This is a genomic window from Cellulosimicrobium sp. 4261 (assembly GCF_040546915.1).
GTDB lineage: Bacteria > Actinomycetota > Actinomycetes > Actinomycetales > Cellulomonadaceae > Cellulosimicrobium > Cellulosimicrobium cinnabarinum.
This window is the reverse complement of record NZ_JBEPOQ010000004.1, coordinates 288,796-314,312: the sequence shown is the minus strand read 5'-3', so window position 1 is coordinate 314,312 and position 25,517 is coordinate 288,796. Positions and strand designations below refer to the sequence as shown.

22 protein-coding genes are annotated in these 25,517 nt (G+C 73.9%); 13 read left to right on the top strand and 9 right to left on the bottom strand.

Annotated features, from left to right (window positions below; all coding sequences use genetic code 11):
* Window positions 1-8 precede the first annotated feature (8 nt).
* The gene (locus tag ABIE39_RS07715) at window positions 9-1,712 is read right to left on the bottom strand and encodes an alpha-amylase family glycosyl hydrolase (RefSeq protein WP_175009705.1); all 1,704 of its coding nucleotides are present in this window, start codon (window positions 1,710-1,712) and stop codon (window positions 9-11) included.
* Entirely contained in the window at window positions 1,709-2,704 is a 996-nt protein-coding gene (locus tag ABIE39_RS07710) for a TIGR03885 family FMN-dependent LLM class oxidoreductase (protein ID WP_354051175.1), read from the bottom strand. Before ABIE39_RS07710 ends, ABIE39_RS07715 begins: the two co-directional genes overlap by 4 nt.
* Before the next feature lie 119 nt (window positions 2,705-2,823).
* Here ABIE39_RS07710 and ABIE39_RS07705 point away from each other — a divergent pair, with 119 nt between their 5' ends.
* The gene (locus ABIE39_RS07705) at window positions 2,824-3,291 is read left to right on the top strand and encodes a VanZ family protein (RefSeq protein WP_354051173.1); all 468 of its coding nucleotides are present in this window, start codon (window positions 2,824-2,826) and stop codon (window positions 3,289-3,291) included.
* A gap of 120 nt (window positions 3,292-3,411) precedes the next feature.
* Here ABIE39_RS07705 and ABIE39_RS07700 read toward each other — a convergent pair whose 3' ends face one another.
* Both ABIE39_RS07700 and ABIE39_RS07695 read right to left on the bottom strand, forming a co-directional pair.
* Window positions 3,412-5,061: a fucose isomerase gene (locus ABIE39_RS07700; RefSeq protein ID WP_076404331.1), complete on the bottom strand. Its 1,650-nt coding sequence runs from the start codon at window positions 5,059-5,061 to the stop codon at window positions 3,412-3,414.
* Complete coding sequence (locus ABIE39_RS07695) at window positions 5,058-6,620, bottom strand: FGGY-family carbohydrate kinase (protein ID WP_354051171.1); 1,563 nt, start codon at window positions 6,618-6,620, stop codon at window positions 5,058-5,060. The genes ABIE39_RS07700 and ABIE39_RS07695 overlap by 4 nt, the downstream gene beginning before the upstream one ends.
* A gap of 459 nt (window positions 6,621-7,079) precedes the next feature.
* On the opposite strand from ABIE39_RS07695, the gene ABIE39_RS07690 reads away from it, so the two are divergent.
* The 5 genes from ABIE39_RS07690 to ABIE39_RS07670 are packed head-to-tail and all read left to right on the top strand — an operon-like array spanning window position 7,080 to window position 12,448.
* Window positions 7,080-8,417 (top strand): ABC transporter substrate-binding protein, encoded by a 1,338-nt coding sequence (locus ABIE39_RS07690; RefSeq protein WP_354051169.1) that lies wholly within the window; start codon window positions 7,080-7,082, stop codon window positions 8,415-8,417.
* A 2-nt stretch (window positions 8,418-8,419) separates the two neighbouring features.
* On the top strand, window positions 8,420-9,388 hold the full coding sequence (locus ABIE39_RS07685) for an ABC transporter permease subunit (protein ID WP_175009699.1): 969 nt from the start codon (window positions 8,420-8,422) through the stop codon (window positions 9,386-9,388).
* Window positions 9,385-10,311, top strand: a complete 927-nt coding sequence (locus ABIE39_RS07680; protein ID WP_175009698.1) for an ABC transporter permease subunit — start codon at window positions 9,385-9,387, stop codon at window positions 10,309-10,311. The genes ABIE39_RS07685 and ABIE39_RS07680 overlap by 4 nt, the downstream gene beginning before the upstream one ends.
* Window positions 10,308-11,807 (top strand): FGGY-family carbohydrate kinase, encoded by a 1,500-nt coding sequence (locus ABIE39_RS07675; protein WP_354051166.1) that lies wholly within the window; start codon window positions 10,308-10,310, stop codon window positions 11,805-11,807. The genes ABIE39_RS07680 and ABIE39_RS07675 overlap by 4 nt, the downstream gene beginning before the upstream one ends.
* Window positions 11,804-12,448 carry a class II aldolase/adducin family protein gene (locus tag ABIE39_RS07670; protein WP_021483183.1) on the top strand — a complete coding sequence of 215 codons (645 nt, stop codon included), beginning with the start codon at window positions 11,804-11,806 and terminating at the stop codon, window positions 12,446-12,448. The genes ABIE39_RS07675 and ABIE39_RS07670 overlap by 4 nt, the downstream gene beginning before the upstream one ends.
* A gap of 56 nt (window positions 12,449-12,504) precedes the next feature.
* Here the strand turns inward: ABIE39_RS07670 and ABIE39_RS07665 are convergent, their stop codons facing one another.
* Window positions 12,505-13,563: a LacI family DNA-binding transcriptional regulator gene (locus tag ABIE39_RS07665; protein WP_076404334.1), complete on the bottom strand. Its 1,059-nt coding sequence runs from the start codon at window positions 13,561-13,563 to the stop codon at window positions 12,505-12,507.
* An 83-nt stretch (window positions 13,564-13,646) separates the two neighbouring features.
* Here ABIE39_RS07665 and ABIE39_RS07660 point away from each other — a divergent pair, with 83 nt between their 5' ends.
* Window positions 13,647-14,639 (top strand): ketose-bisphosphate aldolase, encoded by a 993-nt coding sequence (locus ABIE39_RS07660; protein ID WP_354051164.1) that lies wholly within the window; start codon window positions 13,647-13,649, stop codon window positions 14,637-14,639.
* 7 nt (window positions 14,640-14,646) lie between these two features.
* Here ABIE39_RS07660 and ABIE39_RS07655 read toward each other — a convergent pair whose 3' ends face one another.
* Window positions 14,647-15,654, bottom strand: a complete 1,008-nt coding sequence (locus tag ABIE39_RS07655) for a LacI family DNA-binding transcriptional regulator (protein ID WP_209828968.1) — start codon at window positions 15,652-15,654, stop codon at window positions 14,647-14,649.
* 110 nt (window positions 15,655-15,764) lie between these two features.
* On the opposite strand from ABIE39_RS07655, the gene ABIE39_RS07650 reads away from it, so the two are divergent.
* From ABIE39_RS07650 to ABIE39_RS07630, 5 genes are all read left to right on the top strand, one after another.
* Window positions 15,765-16,427 (top strand): GntR family transcriptional regulator, encoded by a 663-nt coding sequence (locus tag ABIE39_RS07650; RefSeq protein ID WP_255437344.1) that lies wholly within the window; start codon window positions 15,765-15,767, stop codon window positions 16,425-16,427.
* 164 nt (window positions 16,428-16,591) lie between these two features.
* Entirely contained in the window at window positions 16,592-17,467 is an 876-nt protein-coding gene (locus ABIE39_RS07645; RefSeq protein WP_209828966.1) for a dihydrodipicolinate synthase family protein, read from the top strand.
* Between the two features lie 126 nt (window positions 17,468-17,593).
* Complete coding sequence (locus tag ABIE39_RS07640; RefSeq protein WP_209828964.1) at window positions 17,594-19,033, top strand: MFS transporter; 1,440 nt, start codon at window positions 17,594-17,596, stop codon at window positions 19,031-19,033.
* Window positions 19,030-20,154: a sialidase family protein gene (locus tag ABIE39_RS07635; RefSeq protein ID WP_354051162.1), complete on the top strand. Its 1,125-nt coding sequence runs from the start codon at window positions 19,030-19,032 to the stop codon at window positions 20,152-20,154. The genes ABIE39_RS07640 and ABIE39_RS07635 overlap by 4 nt, the downstream gene beginning before the upstream one ends.
* Window positions 20,151-20,927: a fumarylacetoacetate hydrolase family protein gene (locus tag ABIE39_RS07630; RefSeq protein ID WP_354051160.1), complete on the top strand. Its 777-nt coding sequence runs from the start codon at window positions 20,151-20,153 to the stop codon at window positions 20,925-20,927. Before ABIE39_RS07635 ends, ABIE39_RS07630 begins: the two co-directional genes overlap by 4 nt.
* Before the next feature lie 40 nt (window positions 20,928-20,967).
* Here the strand turns inward: ABIE39_RS07630 and ABIE39_RS07625 are convergent, their stop codons facing one another.
* Complete coding sequence (locus tag ABIE39_RS07625; protein WP_209828955.1) at window positions 20,968-21,408, bottom strand: YchJ family protein; 441 nt, start codon at window positions 21,406-21,408, stop codon at window positions 20,968-20,970.
* 90 nt (window positions 21,409-21,498) lie between these two features.
* Window positions 21,499-23,307: a carbohydrate-binding protein gene (locus ABIE39_RS07620; protein ID WP_354051158.1), complete on the bottom strand. Its 1,809-nt coding sequence runs from the start codon at window positions 23,305-23,307 to the stop codon at window positions 21,499-21,501.
* A gap of 111 nt (window positions 23,308-23,418) precedes the next feature.
* Between ABIE39_RS07620 and ABIE39_RS07615 the strand changes: the two genes are divergently transcribed.
* Window positions 23,419-24,153: a DUF305 domain-containing protein gene (locus ABIE39_RS07615; RefSeq protein WP_209828954.1), complete on the top strand. Its 735-nt coding sequence runs from the start codon at window positions 23,419-23,421 to the stop codon at window positions 24,151-24,153.
* Window positions 24,154-24,237: 84 nt separating this feature from the next.
* Here the strand turns inward: ABIE39_RS07615 and ABIE39_RS07610 are convergent, their stop codons facing one another.
* Window positions 24,238-25,218, bottom strand: coding sequence for a glycoside hydrolase family 19 protein (locus ABIE39_RS07610; protein ID WP_175009686.1), 981 nt, complete (start codon window positions 25,216-25,218; stop codon window positions 24,238-24,240).
* Between the last annotated feature and the right edge of the window lie 299 nt (window positions 25,219-25,517).

Here is a 25,517-nt window from a genome sequence, read left to right as displayed (position 1 = left end):
GCGCCGGCTCAGAGGAGCCGGCGCGACCCGGGCGGCGTGACGCGCAGCCAGCGGAACCCGTAGCCGTCGAGGCGCACCTCGGCGCTGCCGTCGGGTGCGGGCTCGACGTCGTCCGCGTCGAGGACGTCGACGAGCCGCGCCTCGTCGGGAAGGCCCCCCAGCGGCACCCGTACGACGACCGGGTCCGGCGACAGGTTGTGCAGCGTCACCATGGAGGCGTCCTGCCAGGTGGTGCGCAGCGCCAGCACGGACGGCTCGGGCGAGTCGAGCACCTCCGTGTCGCCCCAGCCCAGCTCGGGGCACTCGCGGTAGCGGTGCGCGAGCATCCGCACGAACGTGAGCAGCGACTCCGGGTCCCGGCGCTGGTCGGCGACGTTGACGTGCTCGGGCGCGTAGCCGTCGCCCGGCAGCGGTGCCGCGAGCCGGCGCGCGGGGGCGCGGGAGAACCCGCCGTTCGGCCCGGAGGTCCACTGCATGGGCGTCCGCACGGCGAGGCGCCCCGGCACGTCGAGGTTCTCGCCCATGCCGATCTCCTCGCCGTAGAACAGCACCGGCGTGCCCGGCAGCGAGAAGAGCAGCGAGTACACCATCCGCAGCCGGCGCGGGTCGCCACCCAGCATCGGGGGCAGCCGCCGTCGCAGGCCGCGCCCGTAGAGCTGCATGTCCTCCTCGGGCCCGAACGCCGCGAACACCTCGGCGCGCTCGTCGTCCGTGAGCTTGTCGAGCGTGAGCTCGTCGTGGTTGCGCACGAACGTGGCCCACTGGGTGTCGCGGGGGATGGGCGGGCGCGCGGCGAGCGACCCGGCGAGCGGGGTCGCGTCGTGGCGGGCGAGCGACAGGTACAGCGCCTGCATCGCGTTGAAGTCGAACTGCAGCGTCAGCTCGTTGCTCGTCACCCCGCCGGGGTCGCCGTCGGTCGGGTCGCCGTCCCCGAAGTACCTCGCCTGCTCCTCGTAGGGCAGGTTGACCTCGCCCATGAGGATCGCGTCGCCCGACCGCCGCCCGACGAACGCGCGCAGCACGCGCAGCAGGTCGTGGGGGTCGTCGATCTCGTCGCCCGGGGTCGCGGCCGCGTCGGTCAGCGCGTACGGGACGGCGTCGACGCGGAAGCCCGAGATGCCGAGCTCCAGCCAGAACCCGATCGTCTTGGCGATCGCGTCCCGCACGTGCGGGTTCGCGGTGTTGAGGTCGGGCTGGTGCCGGTAGAAGCGGTGCCGGTACCACTCGCCCGAGGCCTCGTCGAGCGTCCAGATGCCGTCCTCCTGGTCGGGGAACACGACCTGGTCCTTGGTCGACGGCGGCTCGTCGGACCGCCACACGTAGTAGTCCCGGAACGGGGACGACGTCGACCGCCGCGCCGAGCGGAACCACGGGTGGCGGTCGGACGTGTGGTTGACGACGAGGTCCACGATCACGCGGATGCCCCGGTCGCGCGCGGTCCGCACGAGCTCGACGACGTCGCCCAGGTCGCCCAGGCGCGGGTCGACGCCGAGGAAGTCGGTGATGTCGTAGCCGTCGTCGCGGTCGGCCGTCGGGTAGAACGGCATGAGCCACAGGCACGTCACCCCGAGGTCGGCGAGGTGGTCGATCCGCTGGACCAGGCCGGGGAAGTCGCCGATCCCGTCGTCGTCCCAGTCCATGAAGGTCTCGACGTCGAGGCAGTAGACGACCGCGTTCTTCCACCACAGGTCGCCGGTGTCGCGGATCCTCATGCCGCACCGCCGTCCGTCGTGGCGGCGGCGCACGCCTCGCGCAGCCGGGGCAGGAGGGTCTCGCCCGCGGCGTCGAGGAACGCGTCCTGCTGCTGTCCCACGTGGTGCAGGTACACCTCGTCGAACCCGCACGCGACCATCTCGGCGACGCGGTCCGCGAGCCGCTGGGGGTCGTGCTCGACGAGCACCGTGCCGCGCACCTCCTCCGGGCGCACGAGCTCCGCGACCGCGTCGTACTGCTCGGGAGTCTCGAGGTGCCAGCTGACGCTGGGCGGCAGGAGGTTCGAGCGCCACTGGTCGTGCGCGACGGCGAACGCCGCCTCGTCGTCGGTGCCCCACGCGACGTGCACCTGCAGCGCGAGCGGCCCGCGGCCTCCCGCGTCGCGGTACTCGCCGACGACCTGGCGCAGCGACTCGACGGGCTGGTTCACGGTGACGAGGCCGTCGGCCCAGTCGGCGTGGCGGCGCGCCGTGGCGGGGGTGACGGCCGGACCGACGAGCCGCGGCGCGACGTCGGGCAGCGACCACACGCGTGCCCGGTCCACCGTGACGTGCCCGTGGTGCGTGACCTCCTCGCCCGCGAGGAGGGCCCGGATGACGTCGACGCACTCGCGCAGCCGGGCGTCGCGCTCGGCCTTCGTGGGCCAGCGGTCGCCCGTGACGTGCTCGTTCATCGCCTCGCCCGAGCCGAGCGCGGCCCAGAACCGGCCCGGGAACATCGCGCCGAGCGTCGCGATCGCCTGCGCCACGATCGCCGGGTGGTAGCGCTGGCCGGGGGCGGTGACGACGCCGAACGGCAGGGAGGTCGTCGCGAGCGCTGCGCCGAGCCACGACCACGCGAACCCGGACTCGCCCTGGCGCTCGCTCCAGGGGGCCAGGTGGTCGGAGCACATGGCGGCGTCGAAGCCGACCTGCTCGGCGCGGCGGGCCGCGGCGAGGAGGGGGCCGGGCGGGATCTGCTCGTGGGAGGCGTGGAAGCCGACGGTGACCATGGCGCCCAGTGAACCGACCCTCGCCGTCCCACGCTCGGCGAGGAGGGGGAACGGTGGAGGCTCCGTGGCCGCGCCGCGGGGCCCGGCGCGTCCGGGACCCGCGCCCGTACGCTGACGGGATGCGCCTGCTGACCTGGACGTTCGCCGCCTATCTCGCCGCCGTCCTGGTCGTGACGCTCTGGCCGTCGCCGCAGTCGACCGACGCGCCCGGCTGGGCGACGTCCACCCTCGGCTTCCTCCAGGGTCTCGGGATCCCGATCACGCTGCCGGTGCTCGAGGCGCTCGCCAACGTCGTGATGTTCGGGCCGTTCGGCGTGCTCGGCGTGCCCCTCCTGCGGGGCGCGGCAGCCCGCCGGGGCCGCGCCGTCCCGGGCGTGTGGCGCGCCGTCGGGCTCGTGACGCTCGCGGGCTGCGCCCTCTCGGTCGCGATCGAGCTCACCCAGAACCTCCTGCCCGGCCGTGTCCCGACGGTCCAGGACGTCGTCCTGAACACGGCCGGCGCGCTCCTGGGTGCCGTGCTCGTGGCCGCGGTGGTGCGCGGGATGGCGCGCCGGCGGCCCGCCCGTGCCCCGAGGCCGGCCCGCTGACGGCGCGGGGCCGGGCACGAGACCAGGCAAGAGACCGGGCAAGAGACCGGACGGGCCGCCCCGCCGCGGCCGGGGGACGAGCGCGGCGGAGCGACCCGCCCGGGGTCGCGGGAGCGGGGGTCAGCGCGTGAGCGCCGTGTCCCCGCACAGGTGGACGGGCATGCCGAGCGCGGCGAAGAACGCGGCCTTCGCCTCGAGCGCGCGGTCGGCCGTCGCGGCGTCGGGCGCGTACGCGACGTTGAGGTGGTTCGCCTTGTGGCGGGCCATGAACTGGTCACGGCTCACGCCGTGCAGCACGGCGTGCATGATCGGCCACTCGGGGTTCGTCGCCTCCTTGCGCCGGCGGGTCTCCTCCGCGGGCAGGGAGACGGCCGAGGCCCGACCGAGGTCGACCTGCAGCACGCCGTCGGCGATGTAGACGCGCGACCAGACGATCTCGCCCGCCTTGGACACGCCGTTGATCGTCGACCCGCCGGCCGGGAAGAACACCGGGTCCTGGCGCCAGCCCTCGGCACCCGCGTACCCGCCCTCGAGGTGCGAGGCGGGCACGGAGCCCGAGATCTCGAAGACCCACACGAAGCGGCCGTCGTGCTCCTCGCCCCAGCGCACGTCGTGCAGGGTCGTCGCCGGGTCGAGGCCCATCGCGGTCCACACCCGGTTCGTCACGAGCGCGTCGACGGCGACGCCCTCGTCCGCCTCGTTGAAGTGCGGGAACGCCTGGCCGTCCCACAGCACCCGACGGCCGTCGCGCGAGCGGACCGGCGGCCGCTGGACGTTGTTGAGGAGGCCCTCCGCGAGGTCCGACGCCGGGCAGATGTCCTTGAGCCCCTGCTGGTACTGGATGCCGACGGCGTCGAGCCCGAAGTCGTCGGCGATCCGCAGCGCGGCGATGTACATCTTGTGCTGCCAGCGCAGCTGGGCGGGGGTGAGCTCCGTCGCCTCGTCGGTGCCGAGCCGGAACGTCATGCCCGCGTCCTCGAGCCAGCGCTGGACCGCGTCCGCCTCGTCGTCGCCGACCCGCTGCATCTCGGCCCAGAGCGCCGACTGCGACAGCCGCTCCTTGTAGATGCCCAGGCCGTTGAGCAGCTCGTCGTCGAAGATCGCGTTGTACATGCCCATGCAGCCCTCGTCGAAGACGCCGATGATCGCCTTCTCGCGCAGGAGCTGGGCGGCGAGCGCCTCGCCGAGCTGCTTCTCGGCGCTGTCCGGGAGCTCCGGGAGCGCGTGGACGTGCGAGTCGTCGTGCTCGATCGTGCCCGTCGTGACCCACGACCGGATCGCGTCCTGGAACCAGGCGTCGCTCCCGTCGACCGTCCACACGGTCGAGTAGGGGCGGCCCATCTTCGTCAGGCCCGCGTTGAGGCCGAGCAGCCCGACGAGCCCCGGCCAGTCGCCCGCGAAGTTGGCGGCCGTGAGCACGGGGCCGCGGTGCGTGCGCAGCCCGGCCAGCACGTGGTGGCTGTACTGCCACACGGCCTCCGCGACGACGAGCGGCGCGTCGGGCGGGATCGTCGCGAACACCTCGAGCCCCATGCGCTGGGAGCTGATGAACCCGTGCCCGGTCTCGGGGTCCACGTCGTTGGCGCGCACGACCTTCCAGCCGTTCGCGGCGAACGCGTCGGTGAGGACGCGCTCGAGCTCCACCTGCGTGGGCCAGCCCGCGACGTTCGCGGACTCGCGCAGGTCGCCCGACGCGACGAGGTAGACCGTGCGCTCGGGGGCCTGGGGCTCCGGCGCGAGCGTGGGGACGGCGTAGGTGCTGCTGGTCATGCGGGTGCTCCTTCGAGGGCAGTGCGGTCGGGGGCGGTCGGCGCGGTCCGGCGGGCGAGCGCGTGCACGACGTCGCGCGTCGCCGGGTAGAGGTCGCGGTACAGGCCGTAGAGCTCGTCGTAGACGCCGCGCACCGCGGGGTCCGGCCGCACGACCCGCGCGGGCGGGTTCCACGCCGCGACGTCCAGGAGGTGCCCCTGCTCGTGCACCAGCCCGGCGGCGAGCATCGCGGCGCCGTAGCTCGCGCCGATGGTGCTCGTGGGGACGACCTGGGGCAGCCCGGTCACGTCGGAGACGACCTGCGTCCAGAGGTCGCTCTGGGTGCCGCCGCCGACGGCGACCACGCGGGAGACGTCGGCGCCCGCCGCGCGCAGGGTCTCGACGTTGTGCCGCACGCCGAACGCGGTGGCTTCGAGCGCCGCGCGGTAGAGGTCGCCGCGCGTGTGCGAGAGCGTGAGGCCGGCGAGGACGCCGCGCGCGTCGGGGTCCTGGAGGGGGGTGCGCTCGCCGGCGAGGTAGGGGAGCAGGAGGAGCCCGTGGGCGCCGGGCCCGCTGGCCGCGGCCTCGGCGAGCAGCTCGGGGTAGTCCGCGCCGGTCAGGTCCCGCAGCCACGACGTGACGGCGCCCGACGTCGCCATGCCGCCGGCGAGGTTGTGGGTGCCGGGGTAGGCGCCGACGGTGCCCCACATCGTCTCGCTGCGCAGCGGCTCGGCGACCGTGGCGACGAGGAACATCGTCGTGCCGTACATGAGCATGAGGTCGCCGACGTGCGTCGCGTCGACGCTCACGGCCTCCGACCAGGCGTCGATGGTGCCGGTGACGACGGGCGTGCCGGCGGCCACCCCGGCGAGGCGCTCGCGGGTGACCCCCGCCGCCTCGCCGGGCCACCGCAGCGCGGGCAGCTCGAGGCCGGGTGCGACGAGCGCGGCCCACTCGCCGATCCAGTCGTGGTCGCGCGGGTCGTACAGGGGCGTCGACTGCGACGCCGAGTGGTGGTCGAGCACGTACGCGCCGGTGAGGCGGAACGCGAGGTACGACGCCGGCATGAACAGGCGACGGGCGTGCGCCCAGGCCTCGGGCTCGTGCGCGCGCACCCAGGCGATCTTGGGTCCGGCGGCCTGCGACGACAGCGCCGAGCCGCACCGGTCGAGGACGGTCGTGCGCCCGAGGGCGTCGTCGAGCTCGGCGATCTGCTGCGTCGCCCGGGTGTCGACGCCGTAGAGGATCGCCGGGCGGACCGGGGTCCCTCGCTCGTCGGTCAGCAGCACGCACGGGCCCATGCCGGAGAGCCCGACGGCGGCGACCTCGAGGTCGGCCGGGACGTCGGGGCCGCGGACGGCACCGGGGGCGAGGTCGGCCGTGAGCTCGGTGACGACGTCGACGAGCTCGTCCCACCAGACCCGGGCGTCCATCTCGACGTGGCCGGGCCGCGGCCGGTCGACGGCGTGCGTGCGCGTGGTCGAGCGCAGGATCGCGCCGTCCGGACCGACGAGCACGCCCTTGGTGCTCGACGTCCCGACGTCGACGCCGACGAGGCCGGGGGTGGTGGGAGAGGGCATGCCGACCAGCATGACAGAAATCGATTACAGACACAACGGCCGCCACGACCTGCGGCGTTACCGCGGTCCGTCTCAACAGGCGAGACGATTCGGAGCGTCACGGAACTGTGACCTCCGGCCCGACGGGGCGGCGCGGAGCGGCCCGACGGCACGCCCGGGTCCCGGACAGCCGAGCCGGGACGCGTTGTCAGGGCAGGTCGGTCGGCTCGCCCCACGGGCCGCTGCCGCGAGACCGCGCGGCGGGGCCCGGACCGCGTGTCGGACAACGGACATCCCGCTGTCGGCTCGGTGCCGTGGCGCGCTGTCGGCGTCCGCCGGACCGGGTCGCGGCGACGGGACAGGACACGGACGACACGGGGCGCCGTCGACCCCCGCACCCCGGCGCGACCCGTTGACGGTCCCCGCGGGGAGACCTTCGATGAGGCCCTCGCATCCAACGACGGAGAGAGGACGGACGCGATGAAGCTTCCCCGAACTGCGCGGCGCGGCATCCAGGCCGGCGTCGCGCTCACGATCGTCACGTCGCTCGCGGCGTGCGCCGGCAGCGCCGACCCCGAGCAGTCGGGCCAGGGGGGCGAGGGCGGGACGACGGTGACGTTCCGCTCCTGGAGCCCGATCGAGCAGACCACGCGCCAGATGATCGACGCCTTCACCACCGCGAACCCCGACGTCACGATCGACTCGACGATCTTCAACTACCCCGAGTACGTCGTGGACCTGCAGACCCGCGCGAGCTCGGGCACCATGCCCGACATCGTCGGCCTGCAGCCCGGCGCGCTGACCCAGCAGTACCGGGAGAACCTCATGCCGCTCGAGGAGTGCGCGGCCGACACGTGGGGTGACGACTGGGAGTCGAAGTTCTTCCCGATCGGCCTCGAGCAGGCGCGGATGGGCAACCCCGAGGGGGACGACAGCTACTACGCGCTGCCGCTCCTCGTGCAGACCGTGAACCTCTGGGCCAACTCCGAGCTCCTCGACGAGGCGGGCGTCGAGCCCCCGGCCACGTGGGCAGACCTCGAGAGCGCCGTCGACGCGCTCGACGGCGGCTCGGCCGCGCCCTTCCTGCTGCCCGCGAAGGACTCGTGGCTGCGCAACGTCGTCTTCCTCCAGATCGCCAACAACGTCGAGCCGGGTCTCGTCTACCAGGCGGAGTCGGGCGAGGCGTCGTGGACCGACCCGGGGATCGTCGAGGCGTTCACGTACTGGCAGAAGCTGTTCACCGACGGGATCGCCCAGCAGGGCGCCCTCGCGCTCGACGCCTACCCGAACGGCGTCAACCAGTTCGAGGCGGGCAACGCCGCGATGATCCCCCTCGGGGCGTGGTGGATCCAGCAGTCCGACCCCTCGCGCGCCGACATCCCGCCCCTCTCGCAGGGCATGGAGGGCTACGAGCCGTTCCTGTTCCCGACGATCCCCGGCGGGGCGCCCGAGCCGCAGCTCGTCGGCGGCATCGACGTCGCGCTCGGCATCTCGAAGGACGCGAAGAACCCCGATCTCGCGTGCCAGGTCCTCACCGACTGGATCGCCGGGGACGGCGCCCAGGTGCTCATCAACACGTTCAACGACCTGCCCGCCGTGCAGGGCCTCGACCCCGAGGAGTTCACGAGCGACAAGCAGCAGGAGATGTGGACGACGTTCACCGAGGACTGGATGCCCGAGGTGCAGTACTCGCGCTACTTCGAGTCGCCGGACATCGACACGGCCGTCGCGGACGCGCTGTCCGCGGTGGCCGCCGGACAGTCGACCCCCGAGGAGGCCGCGGCGAAGGTCCAGGCGGTCCAGGACGGGCTGGGCTGACGATGGCAGCCCTCGTCTCCGGGCGACCCGCGGCGGCGACGCCGCGGGTCGCCGGGCCGCGCACGACGACGTCGACGGGACGCAGCACGCGTCGCCGCCAGCAGCTCGTCGCGCTCGGCTTCATCGCGCCCGCGCTCCTGCTCTTCGCGGTGTTCGTCGTCTACCCGATCGTGTTCAACGTCCAGGCGAGCACGCTCGACTGGGACGGCGTCAACGCCGGGACGCCGGTCGGCGTCCAGAACTACGCGGCCCTCGCCCAGGACCCGGTCTTCCACATCACGCTGCGCAACTCGCTGCTGTGGATCCTCCTGACGATCGTGCCGCAGGCGGTCATCGGCTTCACGCTCGCCTGGCTGCTCAACACCCGGCTGCGGGGACGCACGGTGTACCGCGCGATCTTCTTCCTGCCCGCCGTCCTGTCGCCCGTCGTCGTGGGCATCGTCTGGCAGCGCCTGCTCGACCCGTTCAACGGCGTGCTCGCCCAGCTCGGCCGGGCGACCGGCCTCGAGGTCCTCACGCGCCCCTACCTGTCCGACCCGTCGACGGCGATCGTCACGGTGATCGTCGTCAACGTGTGGATGTGGTCGGGCTTCTCGATGCTGTTCTACCTCGCCGGCCTCCAGCTCCTCGACCACTCGGTCCTCGAGGCGGCTCGCATCGACGGGGCGAGCGGCTGGGCGCTCGTGCGGCGCATCGTGCTGCCGCTCCTCAAGCCGACCCACCTCTCGCTCGTCCTGCTCGGGATCATCGGCTCGCTCAAGACCTTCGAGCTCGTGTGGGTGCTCACCGAGGGCGGCCCCAACCACGCGTCGGAGCTCATGCCCACGTACATGTTCAAGGAAGCGTTCCAGCTCCAGTCGTTCGGCTACGGCGCGACGATCTCGGTCGTCCTGCTCGTCCTCGCGATCGGCTCGTCCGTCGCGATGCTGCGCACGTTCGGGGCGGGGTTCATCACGGGGGAGAAGTCATGACGGCGCTCAGCTCCGGCACCGACCGCGCGCGGCGTGCGGTCGACGGCACCACGACGCCGCCCGCCGCTCCCGTCCGCCGTCGGCGCGGACACGGCCGCAGCAAGGACGTCGAAGCGCCGCCACGGTGGTCGCACTGGGTGCTCGGCCCCCTCGCGGCGCTGTGGATGGTCCCCGTGGTGATGGTGGTCGGCATCTCGCTGCTGCCCACGTCGAACCCGTCGACGACGGCGCTCGGCCTGCTCCCCGAGGAGCCGACGCTGCGCAACTACGTGACGATCTTCGAGACCAACCCGATCCTCCAGCACCTGCTCAACAGCCTGCTCGTGTCGGTCCCGTCGATCCTCCTCGTCGTCCTCCTCGGCTCGATGACGGCGTTCGCCCTCGCCCGCCTGCGCGTGCCGTTCCGAGGCGTCGTGTTCGTCGGGCTGCTGCTCGCGCTCGTGCTGCCCATGGCGAGCATCGTCGTGGCGGTCTTCAAGATCCTCCAGGCGATCGGCCTCTACGACTCGCTGCTCGGGCTCGTCCTCGCCTACACGGCGCTCGGCCTGCCGTTCGCCGTGATCATGATCCGCACCACCTACCTCGCGATCCCCGACGAGACGTACGAGGCCGCGCTCGTCGACGGCGCGTCCGCGTGGACGATCTTCTGGCGCATCTACTTCCCGCTCGGCAAGGCGGCCGCCGCGGTCGTCGTCATCTGGCAGCTGATGATGACGTGGAACGACTTCCTCCTGCCGCTCGTCGCGATCAGCGACAACGACCTCAAGCCCCTGACGCTCGTCCCCCTCGCGTACCGCGGGATCTACCTGAGCCAGCCCGGCGCGCTGTTCGCCGTGCTCGTGCTCATCTCCGTGCCCATCGTCGTCGTCTACCTGTTCATCCAGCGGTACCTGGTGAACGGTCTCGCGGGGTCGGTCAAGTGAGCTACCTCGGCATCGACCTCGGGACCACGGGGACGCGCGTCGGCGTGTACGACGAGGGAGGCAACGAGCTCGTCGCGCGCTCGCGCCGCACGACGGTGGTGCGCCCCGCGCCGGGCCGCGCGCACGTCGACGCGGAGGCCGTGCTCGACGGCGTCGAGGCGCTCGTGCGCGACGTCGTCGCCGAGCCCGCGGTGGCCGCGGACCCGGTGGAGGCCGTGTCCTTCTCGACGCTCGGGGAGGCCGTCGTGCCCGTGGACCGCGCGGGCCGCGCGCTCGGTCCCGCACCCCTGAGCATGGACGGTCGCGGCGCGGGGTCGGCGGACCGGCTCCGCGAGCTGCTCGGCGGCGAGGCCGTCCAGGAGATCACGGGCCAGCCGCTGCACCCGATGTTCTCCGTCCACAAGGTGCGCGGGCTCCTGCCCGACGGCGGGCTGCCCGCCGCGGTGCGCACCATGGACGACTTCGTCGCGACGCGGCTCGGCGCGGCGCCGGCCGTGGACCTGACGATGGCGTCCCGCACGGGGGCGTTCGACGTCCGGACCCGCACCTGGTCCGACGAGGTGCTCGGCGCGCTCGACGTGCCCGCCGCGCTCCTGTCCCCGGTGGTCGCCGCGGGCGACGTGATCGGCGCGGTCTCCGCGGACGCCGCCGCCCGGACAGGGCTGCGCGCCGGGACGCCCGTCGTCGCGGGCGTGCACGACCAGGCCGCGGCCTTCCTCGGCGGGGGCGGACGGCCCGGCCAGCGGGCCGTGTTCTCGTTCGGGTCGAGCGACTGCCTCACCGTGGGCACGCGCGCCCGGCCGGAGCGGCTCGGCGGGACCGGGCTCGCGACCTACCCCGTGGGGGCGGACCTGTGGGTCACGCTCGCGGGCACGGCGGCGGGCGGCTTCGCGCTCGACTGGTTCTCGTCGATCGTCCACCACGACCGGATCGACCCGTGGGCGTCGCTCTACGAGGTCGGTGCCGTCGACCCGCCCCCGCTCCTGGTCGCGCCCTACCTCGCCGGGTCGGGCACGCTCGACAACGACCCCGCCGCGCGGGGCGCGCTCCTCGGCCTGACCCTCGAGACGACGACGGCACAGATCGCGCGCGCGCTCGTCGAGGCGTGCGGGTTCGAGCTCGCGAAGATCCGGGCGGCGCTCGCGGAGCGCGGGGTGGAGCCGGTGGACGTGCACGCCGTCGGCGGCGGGTCGGCCAACCTCGGTGCCCTCCAGGCCCGGTCCGACGCGGCCGGGGTCCCGCTGCGCGCCGTCGTGCGCGAGGCGGCGGGACGAGGTGCCGCGCTCCTCGCCGCGCTCGGTGCCGGCACCTTCGCGAGCGTGCTCGACCTGCCCGCCCCCGCCGTCGTGCACGAGGCGAGCCCCGACCCGCGGCACGCCGCGTGGTACGCGCGGCAGCGCGCGACGTTCGACTCGCTGCACCAGCTCCTCACCCCCGTCAGCACGTCCCTCGCCGTCGAGACCGTCGACGGCACCGCACTCAAGGAGATCGCATGACCACGCTGGACACGTTCGACCTGCAGGCCGCGCGCGAGGACGTCCTCGCGTACTGCCTGGAGTCCGTGAAGCTCGGGCTCAACTTCAACACGCAGGGCAACATCAGCCTGCGCATCCCGGGCACGTCGACGTTCCTCATCACCCCGACCGACCTCGAGTACGACCGCATGACGCCGGACGACCTCGTGGTCGTGGACGAGGACGCGAACGTCGTCGAGGGGCGGCTCCAGCCGTCGTCGGAGGTGACGGTGCACCTTGCCGTCTACGCCGCGCGCCCCGACGTCCAGGCGATCGTCCACACCGAGCCCACGTACGCGAACGTGTTCGGCGTGCTGGGCGAGCCGATCCGCGGCGCGCTCGTCAACATGGTCATCTACACCAAGGGCGACGTGCCCGTCATGCCGTTCGCGCTGAGCAACTCGACCGAGTTCGGCCGGGACATGGCGCGCTACCTCGAGGACCGCAACGCCGTCGTCTGGGCCAACCACGGCCTGCTCACGGTCGGCCCGAACCTGCGCGACGCGTTCAAGACGAGCGTCGCGGTGGAGAGCGCGGCGAAGGTGCTCTCCGCGGCGCGCGCCGTGACGGACGACCCGATCGTCCTCGACTACGCCTCGCTGGGCATCACGCACACGCTGTGACCGCACCTGGCGCGCAGCGACCCGGTCCGGTCGGGCGCACCGCCCGGCCGGGCCGCCTAGCCGAGGACGTTGCGCGCCGGGTCGATCGGCACGCACCCGCAGGTCGTGCCGTAGGCGATGTCGTAGTCCATGTCGAGCAGGCGCGGCGGCAGCGACGGGTTGTTCATGCGCTCCGTGAGGAGCTGGACCGTCCGGGCGGCGAGCGTCGCCGCGGGGGCGACGGCGTTCGTGGGCACGAGGCCCGTCGTCCCGACGCCGGGCACGTTGTCGAACGTCGTCAGCACGACGTCGGACGGCACCTTGAGGCCGAGGCGCTGCGCCGCGGTGAGCACGCCCCAGAACATGAGGCTGTTGGTCGCCAGCACGCCGAACGGCGGCTCGAGCGTCCGGAAGAGCGAGTACGCGGCGGTCGCCGCCTCCTCCGACGTCGTGAGGCCCGCAAGGACGTGGTTCTCCGTCCCCGTCCGGCTGACGACGCGCTGGAACGCGGTGTGCCGGTTGCGCAGCGTCGAGACCGCGAGGTCGCCCGCGACCAGGCACACGCGCTGCACGCGGTGCTGCTCGATCATGTGCAGCGTGAGCTGCTCGGCCGCGTGCCGCGCGTCCGGCAGCACGTGGTCGACGAGGCCGCGCACGGACGGCACCGTGCGGTCGACGACGACGGTCGGCACCGACTGCGCGAACTCCACGAGGCCCGGGGCGCCGGTCGGGAAGATCACCATGCCGTCGACGTCGAGCCGACGGAACGCGGTGAGGATCGCCTCCTCCGTGTGCAGGTCGTCGTCCGAGTCCGCCGACAGCAGCGTGGGGCTCACGTTGGCGAGCCGCTCCTGGAGCGCGCGGCTGACGGCTGCGAAGTAGTCGTTGCGCACGTCCGGGAAGACCAGCCCCACCACGCCCGTGCGCCGCTTGCGGCCGCGCGGGCGGGACTCGCCCTCCAGCCCGAGCTCGGCGATCGCGTCCTCCACGAGGCGCCGCGTAGCAGCCGCGACGTGCGGCTCGTCGTTGACGACGCGCGACACCGTCTTGATGGACACCCCCGCGCGCGCAGCGATGTCGGCGAGCCGCACGGACCGGCCACCCGCTCCCGCGGTCCGGTCGTCGTCCTGCGTCACGTCGCCTCCGCCCGTCGCTCGCCCGCACCCGCCGCCGTCCGCCCGGGCGGCACGCTCCCGACGACACGACAGGAAGGTCAGCCATGACCCTCGTCACGAACCGTACCCTGCTCGACGCCGCCGCCCGGGGCGGCTACGGCGTCGGCGCCTTCAACGTCGCGGACCTCGCGATGGCGACGGCGGTGCTCGACGCCGCGCGCGCCACGGAGAGCCCCGTCATCGTCGAGACGCTGGCCGGGTCCCACCCGTACGCCTCGGACGCGCTGTGGTGGTCCGCCCTGCGCACGGCGATCGCGGCGTACCCCGACGTCCCGGTCGCGCTGCACCTCGACCACGGACCCGACGAGGCGACGTGCGCGCGCGCCGTGGCGGCAGGGTTCACGAGCGTCATGATCGACGGCTCGCTCGGGCCCGACGGCCGCCCTGCCGCGTTCGAGGACAACGTCGCGGTCACCCGGCGCGTCGTCGAGCACGCGCACGCGCACGGCGTGTCCGTGGAGGGCGAGCTGGGGACGATCGGCGGCTCGAAGGACGGGCGCAGCCACGCGGAGATCGTCCTCGCCGACCCGGAGCAGGCCGAGGAGTTCGTGCGCCGCACCGGGGTGGACGCGCTCGCCGTGGCGATCGGGACCTCGCACGGCGCCTACAAGTTCACGAGCCCGCCCGACGGCTCGGTGCTCCACATGGACCTCGTCGAGCGCATCGCGCGGCGCGTGCCGGGGACGCACCTCGTGATGCACGGCTCGTCGGGGCTCCCGGCCGACCTCCGGGCGACGATCAACACGCACGGCGGCGACCTGCCGGAGTCGTGGGGCGTCCCCGACGCCGAGAAGGCCCGGGCGGCGAGCCTCGGCGTGCGCAAGATCAACCAGGGCATGGACCACTACATGGCGTTCACGGCGGGCGTCCGCGTCGCGCTCGCCGCGTCGCCCGGCGACGTGGACCCGGCGGGCTACCTCGCGCTCGGCCGGGAGTGGGCGCAGCGGCTCGTCGAGGAGCGCATGGTGCTGTTCGGTCAGGCCGGCCGCGCGTCCGACGTGCTGCCCGCCGCCGCGGGCGCCCCGGCGGCGGGCTGAGACCGGCTCACGGCCCGGCGGGCGTGCCCTGGACGACGTGGCGCGCCGGGTCGTCGGCACCGGACAGCCGGTCGAGCAGGATCCGCGCGGCCGTCGTGCCGAGCGCCCGGGGGTCGAGCGGGACGAGCGCGACGTCGGACGTGCGCGACGTCGCGAAGGGCAGGTCGCCCACGATGCCGACCCCGACGGCGGGTCCGTCGTCGTCGCCGCGGGCCCGTGCGTCCGCGGCCGACGCCGCGGGCCGGCCGTGCGCCTCGGCGAGCGCCCGGAGCACGCCGACGCCGACGAGGTTGTTGGTGGCGAGGATCGCGTCCGGCGGGTCGGACCGGGCGAGCAGGTCGACGGCCGCCCCGTGGCCGCCGTCGACGCGGAAGTTCGCGTGCACGAGCAGCCCGTCGGGGGAGAGCCCTGCCTCGGCGAGCGCCTCGCGCCACCCCTCCGCGCGCTCGACCGCCGTGCTCGTGCCGCGCGGCCCGGTGACGCACGCGACCCGGCGGAAGCCGCGGTCGACGAGCTCCACGGCGGCGCGGCGCCCGAGCGCGACGTTGTCGAACACGACCTGGTCCACGTCCTGGCCCACCCGGCGGTCGATCACGACGACGGCCCGACGGCGGGCGCGCAGGGCGGCGGTCTCGGGCGCGTCGGTGGCCGGGGCCAGGACGACGCCCGCCATGTTCTCGCGCTCGGCGACCGCGAGGTAGCGCTCCTCCTTGGCGGGGTCGTCGTCGGTGTTGCACAGGACGACGGAGTAGCCCGCCTGCTGCGCGACGTCCTCGACGCCGCGCGCGACGGCCGTGAAGAACGGGTTCTCGACGTCCGGCAGGACGAGCGCGACGACGTCGCTCGACCGGCGCCGCAAGGACCGCGCCGTGCGGTCCGGGGCGTAGCCGAGGTCCTCGACCGCCGCGCGGACGGCGGCCGCGAGCTCCGGCCGGACGGTCTTGCCGTTGAGGACCCGGGAGACGGTGGCCGTGGACACGCCGGCGTGCCGGGCGACGTCGACGATGCGGGTCATGCCCGCGAGCGTAGCCCGGCGCCCGGGTCCCTCCCGCGCGCCTGCGGCACAATGGTCCGGTCATGGGGCCGGCCGCCGGCCCCGTCGGGTGTGGGGACGAAGGGGCGAGGGTGTCGGTCGACACGGTGCGTGCGGGGTCGCTGGGGGATCGTCTCGCCCACGTCCTGAGGGTCGCCATCGTCCGGGGGGAGCTGGCGCCGGGGGAGCGGCTCGTCGAGGAGGGCGTGGCGCGGCAGTACGACGTGTCGCGCGGGCCCGTCCGCGACGCGCTGCGGGTCCTCGCGGCCGAGCACCTCGTCGAGTCCGAGCGCCGGGGGTACGTCGTGCGCGGCGTGGGTGCCGACGACGTCGACGAGCTGTACGACGTGCGCAGCGCCCTGGAGGCGGTCGCCGTGCGCGCGGCGGCGGAGCACGCCGACGAGGTCGACTGGTCCGCGAGCGAGGCGGCTCTCGCCGGGATGCGCGAGGCGGCGGACGCCGGCGACTGGTACACGTACGCCGCCCACGACCTCGCGTTCCACTCCACGCTGTACGCCGCCGTGCCGAACCGCCGCCTGCGCACGCTGTGGGAGCAGATCGAGCCCACGTTCGCGGTCATGCTCCAGGAGACGAACAAGCAGGACGTCGACCTGCACCCGTCGTGCGCCGACCACGAGCGGCTGCTCGACGCGATCCGGACGCCGCGCCTCGACGAGGCGCTGGCCTACCTCGACGAGCACCTCGCCGGCTCGCGCCGCCGCATGAAGGACGCGCTGCAGCAGCCGCGCCGCTGAGCCCGCTCCCGCACGCCCCGGTCTGCCTCGGCAGGCCGGGGCGTCGTCGTGTCGCGGGAGCGTCTTCTCGTTGACGGTTGACTGTTAACAGTAAACGGTGCCATGCTGACGGCGGCGCGAAGCAGCGCCCGCGCAGCGACGCGAGAGACCGAAGGAGACGTGCCATGACCACGGCACCGGAGATCATCACCCCGCCCGTCACGACCTACGACGCGTCGGGTGCGCTCGACCTCGGGGCGCTGCGCGTGCTGCTCGCCCACGTGGAGCCGGAGGTCGACGGGGTGTTCGCCGTGGGGACGACGGGTGAGTTCCCGGCCCTCGACGCCGCCGAGCGCGCCGCGCTCGTGCGGACCGCCGCCGACGTGCTCGGCCCGGACCGGACGATCGCGCACGTCGGTGCCGCCTCCGTGCACGAGGCGCTCGGCCACCTGCGCGCGGCCGAGGACGCCGGCGTCCGGCGCTTCGCCGCCATCACGCCCTACTACCTCACGGCGAGCGACGAGGGCGTCGTGCGCTACTACGCCACGCTGCGAGCCGCGACGGACGGCGAGCTCTACGCCTACGTCTTCCCGGACGTCGCGTGCTCGGACGTCTCGCCCGAGCTCCTCGCCGTGCTCGCCGAGCTCGGTCTCGACGGCGTCAAGACGTCCGGTGCCGCCTCGGCCCGGGTCGACGCGTACCGTTCCGCAGCACCGCGGCTCGCGCTCTGGTCGGGGAACGACGCCGACCTCCCGCACGTCGTCGCGGCCGGCGGGCGCGGGACCGTGTCCGGCGTCTCCGGCGTCGCGCCGCGCGCGTTCGCGGACCTGCGGGCGGCGCTCGCCGCGGACGACGCGGCCGCCGTCGTGCGGGCGCAGGCGGTCGTCCAGCGGCTCGTCGCCGCTCTCGGGCCCAGCATCTCCCGCCTCAAGTACGGCCTCGACGTCCAGGGGCTGCCCGGCGGGACGACGCGCATGCCGGTCGACCCGCCGTCCGACGCCGTGAAGGCGGAGATCCGCGCGGCCCTCGCCGCGGCCGGGCAGGAGCTCGCGGCCGCCTGACGCACGCTCCGACCGCTCGACCCGCGGCACCCCGGACGGGTGCCGCGGGAGGGGCCCGGGCCCTCGCCGCTGAGACCCGGAGCCCCCACACTGAGATCAGCGGAACCCCGCACCGAAGGAACAACGATGTCCGTCACCGCACCCGCGGCCCCGCTCACGAGCAGGCGGTACGCCTGGAAGGTCACGCTCTCGAGCTTCGTCGGCAACACGCTCGAGTACTACGACTTCCTCGTCTACGGCACCGCTGCCGCGATCGTCTTCCCCGCCGTGTTCTTCCCGTCCGAGAGCTCGTTCGTCGCCACGCTGTCGTCCCTCGGCACGTTCGCCGTCGGGTTCCTGGCCCGCCCGCTGGGCGGCATGTTCTTCGGCCGACGCGGCGACAAGCAGGGGCGCAAGTCCACGCTCGTCCTCACGCTCGCGATCATGGGGACCGGGACCCTGCTCATCGGCTTCCTCCCGTCCTACGACTCGATCGGCCTCCTCGCGCCGGCCCTGCTCGTCGTGCTGCGGCTCGTCCAGGGCTTCGCCGTCGGCGGCGAGTGGGGCGGGTCGATGATCATCGTGCTCGAGTCCACCAACCCGCGGCACCGCGGCTTCTACACGTCGTGGCCGAACACCGGCGGCTTCTCCGCGCAGATCCTCATCACCCTCGTGTTCGCCTGGGTGTACACGCTCGACGACGCGCAGCTCCAGTCGTGGGGCTGGCGCGTGCCGTTCTGGCTCTCCGCCGTCGTGCTCGCCGTCGGCCTGTGGATGCGCCGCTCGCTCGAGGAGACGCCGGTCTTCACCGAAGCCGTCGCCGGGCTCGAGAAGGAGGGCCGCAACCGCTCGCTCACCGTCGAGAACCTCGAGGCCAGCCAGGCCGCCATCCGTGAGCGCCAGGAGCGCGACGTCGCCGCGGCCGCCGAGCCCGCGTCGCAGGCGCCCACGCGCGGGCCGCTCGCGAGCGTCTTCCTCGAGGACTGGCGCAACCTGCTGCGCATCGTCGGCCTGCGCTTCGCCGAGGCCCTGCCGTACTTCCTGCTCACGGTCTTCGTGCTCAGCTACGGCCCGCAGCACCTCGGGATCGAGAAGGAGAGCCTCAACACCGCGATCCTCATCATGGCGGTCCTCGCGTTCCCCGCCCACGGGATCTTCTCCTGGATCTCCGACAAGATCGGTCGCCGGCCGGTCTACTTCTTCGGGGCCCTCGTCGTGTTCGTCATGGCCTTCCCGTTCTTCGGGCTGCTCAACACGGGCAGCTTCGTGCTCATCGTGCTCGGGTACGTCCTGATGCTGAACCTCGGGCACAACGCCATCAACTCCATCCAGCCGGCCTTCTTCGCCGAGCTCTTCCCGGCGGACCGCCGCTACTCCGGCGCGGCCACCGGGCGCGAGATCGCGTCGATCGTCGCGGGCGGCCTGACGCCGTTCATCGCGACCGCGCTCGCGGGCGAGGACGGGTCGCGCTGGCAGCTCGTCGCGCTGTACGTCATGGTCGGCGCGCTCATCACGATGCTCACCGTGTGGAAGACGCCGGAAACCTTCCGCCGTGACCTCAACGTCGTCGGCGAGACCGTCCGGTGACGACGTCCGTGGAGCGCCTGCTCGTGTCGGGCGACGGCGAGGCGTGGGCCCAGTGCCACGCGTCCACCGTCGCCCGCACGGGCGGTCGCACGCTCGTGGCCTGGTTCGCCGGCACCCGGGAGGGCACGCCGGACAACGCGATCTGGCTCGTCGCCGAGGAGGACGGCGTCTGGGGCGAGCCCCAGGTCGTGCTCGGCGAGGACGACGACGTCGCGTGGTGGAACCCCGTGCTCGCCGTCGCTCCTGACGGGCGGCTCTGGCTCTTCGCCCACCGGGGCGAGCGGATCTCGCGCTGGGTGACCTGGTACTGCACGTCCACGGACCACGGCCGGACGTGGACGGCACCGCGCGAGCTCGTCCCCGGGGACACGAGCGGGGGCCGGGGGCCGGTGAAGAACCCGCCCGTCGTCACGCCGCGCGGCGCGTGGCTCGCCCCGTCCTCGGTCGAGAGCGGGGGAGCCGACCCCGCCTGGGGGGCGCGGTTCGACCGCTCCGAGGACGCCGGGGCGAGCTGGACGCTCGCGGACGTCCCGATCGACCGGTCGCGGCTGCGCGGCGCCGGGGTCATCCAGCCGGCGCTCTGGTCGGGGCGGTCGGGTCTCGTCGCCGTCTGCCGGTCGAGCGAGGGCCTCGTCTACCGGACGACGTCCGCCGACGACGGCCGCACGTGGGCTGCCGCCGCGGCCACGCGCCTGCCGAACAACAACTCGGGTCTCACGGCCGTCCGGCTGCCCAGCGGGCGGGTCGCCCTCGTGCACAACCCGGTCGGCGAGGAGTGGGGCGCGCGGTGCCCGCTGAGCGTCTCGGTCTCGGACGACGACGGGCTGACCTGGCACCGGGTGCTGGACCTCGAGGACGGGACCGAGGCGCCCGCCACGCTCCCGGGCGTCCCCGTGCCCGCGCTGCGGGAGGTCGGCCCGCCGAGCGGGTTCGCCGCCGGCGACACGGGGATCGTCACGGACGGACGCGGCGAGTACTCCTACCCGTCGGCGACGGCCGAGGGCGAGACGCTGCTCGTCGCCTACACCTGGCAGCGCCGGGGCATCGTCCTCGCGCGCGTGCCGTTGCGGCTCGTGGACCGGCCGGTCGCCGCGGCGGCCGACCGGGCCGGGTCGTCGTGAGGATCGCGCGGATCCGCACCGCGCACGGCCCGCGGGCCGCCGTGCTCGACGGCGACGCCTGGGACGTGCTCGTCGCGGACGTCCCCGAGCCCGCGACGGGTCGCGACGGCCGCCCGGCGCTGCCCGCGCCGAGCGGTGTGCGGGTCCGTGCCGACGACCCCGGCCTCGACGGCGCCCTGCTCGCGCCGTGCCGCCCGCGCGTGGTCGTCGGGATGGCGCACAACAGCGGGCCCGAGGGTCGGGCGCTGCCCCCGCAGGCGTTCCTCAAGTCGGCGCGGACCGTCGTCGGGCCGGGGGCGGTCGTCCGGCACGACCGCGCGCTGGGGCGCCTGGTGGCGGAGGCGGAGGCCGCGGTCGTCGTGGGCCGTCCGTGCCACCGCCTGCGGCCCGACGACGTCCCCGGCGCGATCCTCGGCTGCACCGTCGCCGACGACCTCACGGCAGACGACCAGGTGCCGCTCGACGCGATGATGACGCGCGCGAAGAACGGCACCGGGTTCACGCCGCTCGGCCCGTGGATCGACACCGCCGCCACGCTCGACGACGCCGCGCTCGTCGTCGCGGTGGACGGGGTGGAGCGGGCGCGGTCCACGACCGCGGGGCTCTCCTACGACGTCGTCGACCAGCTCGTGTTCCTCACGCGCCACCTCGAGCTCGGGCCGGGCGACGTCGTGCTCACGGGCGCGCACCGGTCCGCCGTGCCCGTCGAGGGCGGGGTGGAGGTCGCGCTCCAGGTCGGCGGGGTCGGCACGCTGCGCCACCGCGTCGCCTGAGCCGCCGGAGGCACGCGGCGGGCGGGGCGCGGCGGCGCCGTCAGGCGACCGTGCCGTCGACGTAGGACCAGCGGTCGTCCTCCCGGACGAACCGGCTGACCTCGTGGAGCCGGCCGCGGTCGGCCGGGTCGGTGCGCGAGCGGTGGTGCGCGACGAACTCCACGACCCCGGTCGTGTCGAACGGGCCGCCCGCCTCGGTGCGCACGACGTCGAGGCGGCGCCACTCGACGTCGTCGTCGAGGTCGAGGTCGGCGGGCCGGGTGGAGGGGTGCCAGGTCGCGCGCAGGTATTCGGCGTCGCCGACGGCGAACGCGCTGTAGCGCGAGCGCATGAGCGCCTCGGCGGTCGGTGCGTGCGGGCCCGGGGCGGCGCCGTCCGGGCCGGGGCGCAGCCCGGCGTGGTACCGGCCGCAGCACGACCCGTAGGTGTCGCCGGAGAGGCACGGGCAGCGTGCGTCGTCGTCGAGGGGGTTCCCGGTCATGCGGCCGCATCCTACGGGGGACGTGCGGGCGCGGGCCGCGCACGACGGCGCCCGCCCACCGACCGGTGAGCGGGCGCCGTCGCGCGTGCGTCAGTCCTGCGGGTCCCAGGGGCCCCAGCGGTCGCCGGGCGCCTGGTTCCGCGTCCACCACTTCGCGGTGTACGTCGTGCCCTCGTAGGTCACGCTGTCGCCCTTGACGTAGACGCGGCTCGGCTTCCACGCGCCGACCCCGGCGGAGTCGACCCCGGCGATCTCCTCCCACGGGCCCCACGCGTCGGCACCGGGCGTCTGGCCCTTCGTCCACCACTGCGCGCGCCACACGGCGCCGCCGTAGGTGACCGTGGTGCCGCCCGCGTACGCGGTGCCCTTCGACCAGGCCGGCGGCTCGGTGTACGTCGGCTGGGCCTGCGGGTTGAACTCGTCCGTCACGACCGACCTCGCGGCGTTCGTCACCGGGTCGTCGAGCAGCAGGACGTCGAGGCCCTGCTGGATGTCGTTCGAGATGATCGCGCCGTTGTACCAGTAGGCCGACCACGAGCCGCCGAGGATCAGCCGCTCCGCGGACAGCGGGCCGCGGTCGAACCACGCGATCTCGACGGGGGTCGCCGAGTCCGTGAAGTCCCACACCGAGATGCCGCCCTGGTACCAGGCCTGGACCATGATGTCGCGACCCGGGACGGGGATGAGCGAGCCGTTGTGCGCGACGCAGTTCTCCGTCGCGGCCTGCTCGCGCTCGATCTTGTAGTAGCTCTTGAACACGAGCTCGCCGCCCACGATGTCGTAGATGGCGTCCGCGCCCTTCTCGGGCCCGACGGTCGGGTTGCACGTCGGCGCCCCGCCCCCGCCGAGCTCGTCCGTGAAGACGACCTTGGTGCCGGCGTTGTTGAACGTCGCCGAGTGCCAGAACGCGAAGTTCGTCGTGTCCCGGACGACCTCGGTCACCACCGGGTGCGCGCGGTCGGAGATGTCGAGCAGGATGCCGTCGCCCATGCACGCGCCCGCCGCGAGGTCCTTCGACGGGTAGGTCGTGATGTCGTGGCAGCCCGACGTCGTGCTCGAGCCGTTCCCGCCCGGGTTGCCGCCGTCCGGGAAGAGGACGGGCGTCGAGACGAGCTCCGCCGCGGCGGGGTCGTCGAGCGGGATCTGCACGACGGAGATGAGGTCGTGCGGCGGCTGGCAGTCGGGGAACGCCGCGTTCGGGCTGTACGACGAGACGTAGACGAACAGCTCCTCGCCGTCCTGCGACGGCGCGAGCGAGTGCGTGTGGGAGCCGCACTGCGTCTCGACCGACGCCACGTACTGCGGCGAGGTCGGCTCGGAGATGTCGAAGACCTTGATGCCCTCCCACGAGTCCTTGACCGTGGCGCTCTGGGCCACGTTCTCGCACGAGTCGTTGCTGCGCGAGGAGTCGGTGCTGAGGACGAGCAGGTCGCCGTAGACCGAGATGTCGTTCTGGGACCCGGGGCAGACGACCTGCGCGACCTGCTGCGGGGCGGTCGGGTTCGCGACGTCGTACACGGTGAAGCCGCCGTAGTTCCCGGCGAACGCGTACCGGCCCTGGAACGCGAGGTCGGTGCTGTACTGGCCCTCGGGCGTGAAGTCGCCGTTCTTCGGGATGTTGGCGACGTGCGTGAGGTTGGGGCTGCCGGCCGTCTCCCCGGGTGCCAGGACGTCGGTGGCCTGGGCGAGGGGGGCGAGGCGCTGTGCGGGGAGGTCTGCGAGCGAGGCGGCGGCCTGGTCGGTGAGTGCCGCCACCGCCTCGGGGGAGCCGTCGGACGGCTCCGCGGCGGCGGTCGTGGCGACCGCGAGGGTGGAGACGGCGAGGGTCGCCGCCAGGGACGAGGCGAGCAGGACCCGGCTCCGGTGCCGGTGCGTCTGCCGGTGCGTTCTTCGATGCACGAGGGAAACACCTCCTTGGTAGGGTGCTGCAAATTCTGGCGGGCAAATGTGATCTGGACCACTCAAACCGGGCGGTTCGCGATGATCTTTTACACGGAGGGAACAGGGTAGGTGCAGATTTTTCCCAGCCGTAACACAGCGCCCCGCACCGTCACGCGTGCCCTGACCTGCGGCGTCGCCGCGACCGGTCTCGCGCTCGGGTCCGTGCTCGGGCTGGCGGCGTGCACGCCCGACCCGCAGCCGACCTCGACGCCGTCGAGCGTCGTCGTGCAGCCCGGGCGGCCGGGGGAGGACGCGACGACCGTCGCCCCCGACGACTACGCGGGGGCGCCCGACGAGGGCTCGTGGAACCAGGCCGACGCCGCGTTCGTCACGGGCATGATCGAGCACCACCTCCAGGCGCTCGAGATCGCCGCGCTCGCACCCGACCGCGCCGGGTCCGACGCCGTGCGGTCGTTCGCGGAGCGGGTCACCGCCGCGCAGGGCCCCGAGGTGCACGCGCTCGCGTCGTGGCTGCAGGCCCGCGGCCTCGCCGTGCCCGAGGGCGCGCAGGACGCGGGCGGGACCGGCCCGCGCGCGCCCGACGGTGCGGGCCACGACCACGGCGACGGTACCGCCGGGATGCTCTCGGACGAGCAGCTCGCGGCGCTCGAGGCCGCGAGCGGGCCGGAGTTCGACCGCCTGTTCCTCGAGGGGATGATCCAGCACCACGAGGGCGCGCTCGCGATGGTCGACGTCGTGCTCGTCGAGGGGGAGGACCTCTTCGCGAACGAGATGGCGGCCGAGACGGCGGCCGGCCAGGGCGGCGAGATCGACCGCATGCGGGGCCTCCTCGCGCAGCTCTGACCCGTCCGGCCCGGCACGCGGCACCACGCACGACGGCGGCCCGCCCCGGGGTGGGACGGGCCGCCGTCGGGCGTGCGGGACGGGTCAGCAGGACAGGTTGTTGCCCGTCGTCGTGCCGAGGATCTGGGCGAACCGCTGGAACGCGGCGATGCGCGACTGCACCTGCGCCGGGTTCCCGCCGTTGCACTCCATCGTGCCGTTGATCGAGCGGATGGACTCGCCGAAGCCGGCGCCCGACACGATCGCCTGGTGCCCGGACATCGAGCCCGCGCCCGACTGCGTGTTCCAGAACCACAGACCGGTCTTCCACGCGACGGCGGAGCTCTGCTCGACGAGGTACGGGTTGTTGAGCAGGTCGATGCCGAGCGCGTCGCCCGCGGCCTTGTAGTTGTAGTTCCAGCTCAGCTGGATCGGGCCCTTGCCGTAGTAGGCGGACTGGCCCGCCGGGCAGCCGTACGGCTTCGAGGTGTCGCAGTAGTGCGGGTAGTTCGCGGTGTTGATCTCCTTGACGTACACGAGGCCGCCGGTCTCGTGGTTGACGTTGGCGAGGAACGCCGCGGCCTCGCGCTTGGCGACCTCGGTGCCGCCCGTCGTCGCGAAGCCCGGGTAGGCGGACAGCGCGTCGACGAGGCCCTGGTACGTGTAGAACGGGTTCCGGTGGGGGAACATCTGGTTGAACTGCGCCTCGGAGACGACGAACCCGGTCGGGTTGCCCGGGTTCCCGGGGTTGCCGGGGTTCGTGCCGCCGCCGCAGGCGCCCTGGCTGCGCCAGACGCCCCACTCGCCGGTGGTGCCGGGCGTGTCGCCCTGGGTCCACCAGCCGGCCTTCCAGTTCTGGCCGCCGTGGGAGACGACCGCGCCGCCCGTGTAGACGGCGCTCGCGCTCCAGGGGGCCGCGCACGTCGCGGCCTGCGCCTGCTGCGCCGGGCCCGCGACGGACCACGAGAGCGCTCCCGCGAGCGCGAGGACGAGGCTGAGGAGCAGGGCGAGAGGGCGGGAGATCGGCCGGGCGGCGGCCGTCGTGGGCGCCGCGGGGGAGGACGACGCCGGGGCTCGCGTGTGCATCGGTGCACCTTTCGTCGGTGGTCGGGTCGGTTCGAGCCTGACCGGGGCCCCGCGTCGTGGACAACCCCCCTACGCGGAACCCCGTACCCGTGGGAGCCCGAGCCAGAGCCGAGGTCTGCCGAGGTAGAGCCGAGGTCCCGCGAGGTAGAGCCGGGGTGGTGACCAGGGCTCTACCTCGCGGGACCAGGGCTCTACCTCGGGGCACCGGAGCTCTACCTCGGCGCGGGGGTGTGCGGCGGGGGTTGACGTCCGGGCTCGGCGGGTGCGAGAGTGTCCGCCAACCCGGAAACGTTTCCAGG

What these genes read in the sequence shown, in the direction of transcription:
- ABIE39_RS07645 (WP_209828966.1), top strand. Translation starts at nt 16,592, where the DNA reads ATGACCACGGCACCGGAGATCATCACCCCGCCCGTCACGACCTACGAC.
- ABIE39_RS07680 (WP_175009698.1), top strand. Translation starts at nt 9,385, where the DNA reads ATGACGGCGCTCAGCTCCGGCACCGACCGCGCGCGGCGTGCGGTCGAC.
- ABIE39_RS07660 (WP_354051164.1), top strand. Translation starts at nt 13,647, where the DNA reads ATGACCCTCGTCACGAACCGTACCCTGCTCGACGCCGCCGCCCGGGGC.
- ABIE39_RS07655 (WP_209828968.1), bottom strand. Translation starts at nt 15,654, where the DNA reads ATGACCCGCATCGTCGACGTCGCCCGGCACGCCGGCGTGTCCACGGCC.
- ABIE39_RS07640 (WP_209828964.1), top strand. Translation starts at nt 17,594, where the DNA reads ATGTCCGTCACCGCACCCGCGGCCCCGCTCACGAGCAGGCGGTACGCC.
- ABIE39_RS07700 (WP_076404331.1), bottom strand. Translation starts at nt 5,061, where the DNA reads ATGACCAGCAGCACCTACGCCGTCCCCACGCTCGCGCCGGAGCCCCAG.
- ABIE39_RS07690 (WP_354051169.1), top strand. Translation starts at nt 7,080, where the DNA reads ATGAAGCTTCCCCGAACTGCGCGGCGCGGCATCCAGGCCGGCGTCGCG.
- ABIE39_RS07610 (WP_175009686.1), bottom strand. Translation starts at nt 25,218, where the DNA reads ATGCACACGCGAGCCCCGGCGTCGTCCTCCCCCGCGGCGCCCACGACG.
- ABIE39_RS07625 (WP_209828955.1), bottom strand. Translation starts at nt 21,408, where the DNA reads ATGACCGGGAACCCCCTCGACGACGACGCACGCTGCCCGTGCCTCTCC.
- ABIE39_RS07695 (WP_354051171.1), bottom strand. Translation starts at nt 6,620, where the DNA reads ATGCCCTCTCCCACCACCCCCGGCCTCGTCGGCGTCGACGTCGGGACG.
- ABIE39_RS07710 (WP_354051175.1), bottom strand. Translation starts at nt 2,704, where the DNA reads ATGGTCACCGTCGGCTTCCACGCCTCCCACGAGCAGATCCCGCCCGGC.
- ABIE39_RS07705 (WP_354051173.1), top strand. Translation starts at nt 2,824, where the DNA reads ATGCGCCTGCTGACCTGGACGTTCGCCGCCTATCTCGCCGCCGTCCTG.
- ABIE39_RS07715 (WP_175009705.1), bottom strand. Translation starts at nt 1,712, where the DNA reads ATGAGGATCCGCGACACCGGCGACCTGTGGTGGAAGAACGCGGTCGTC.
- ABIE39_RS07670 (WP_021483183.1), top strand. Translation starts at nt 11,804, where the DNA reads ATGACCACGCTGGACACGTTCGACCTGCAGGCCGCGCGCGAGGACGTC.
- ABIE39_RS07685 (WP_175009699.1), top strand. Translation starts at nt 8,420, where the DNA reads ATGGCAGCCCTCGTCTCCGGGCGACCCGCGGCGGCGACGCCGCGGGTC.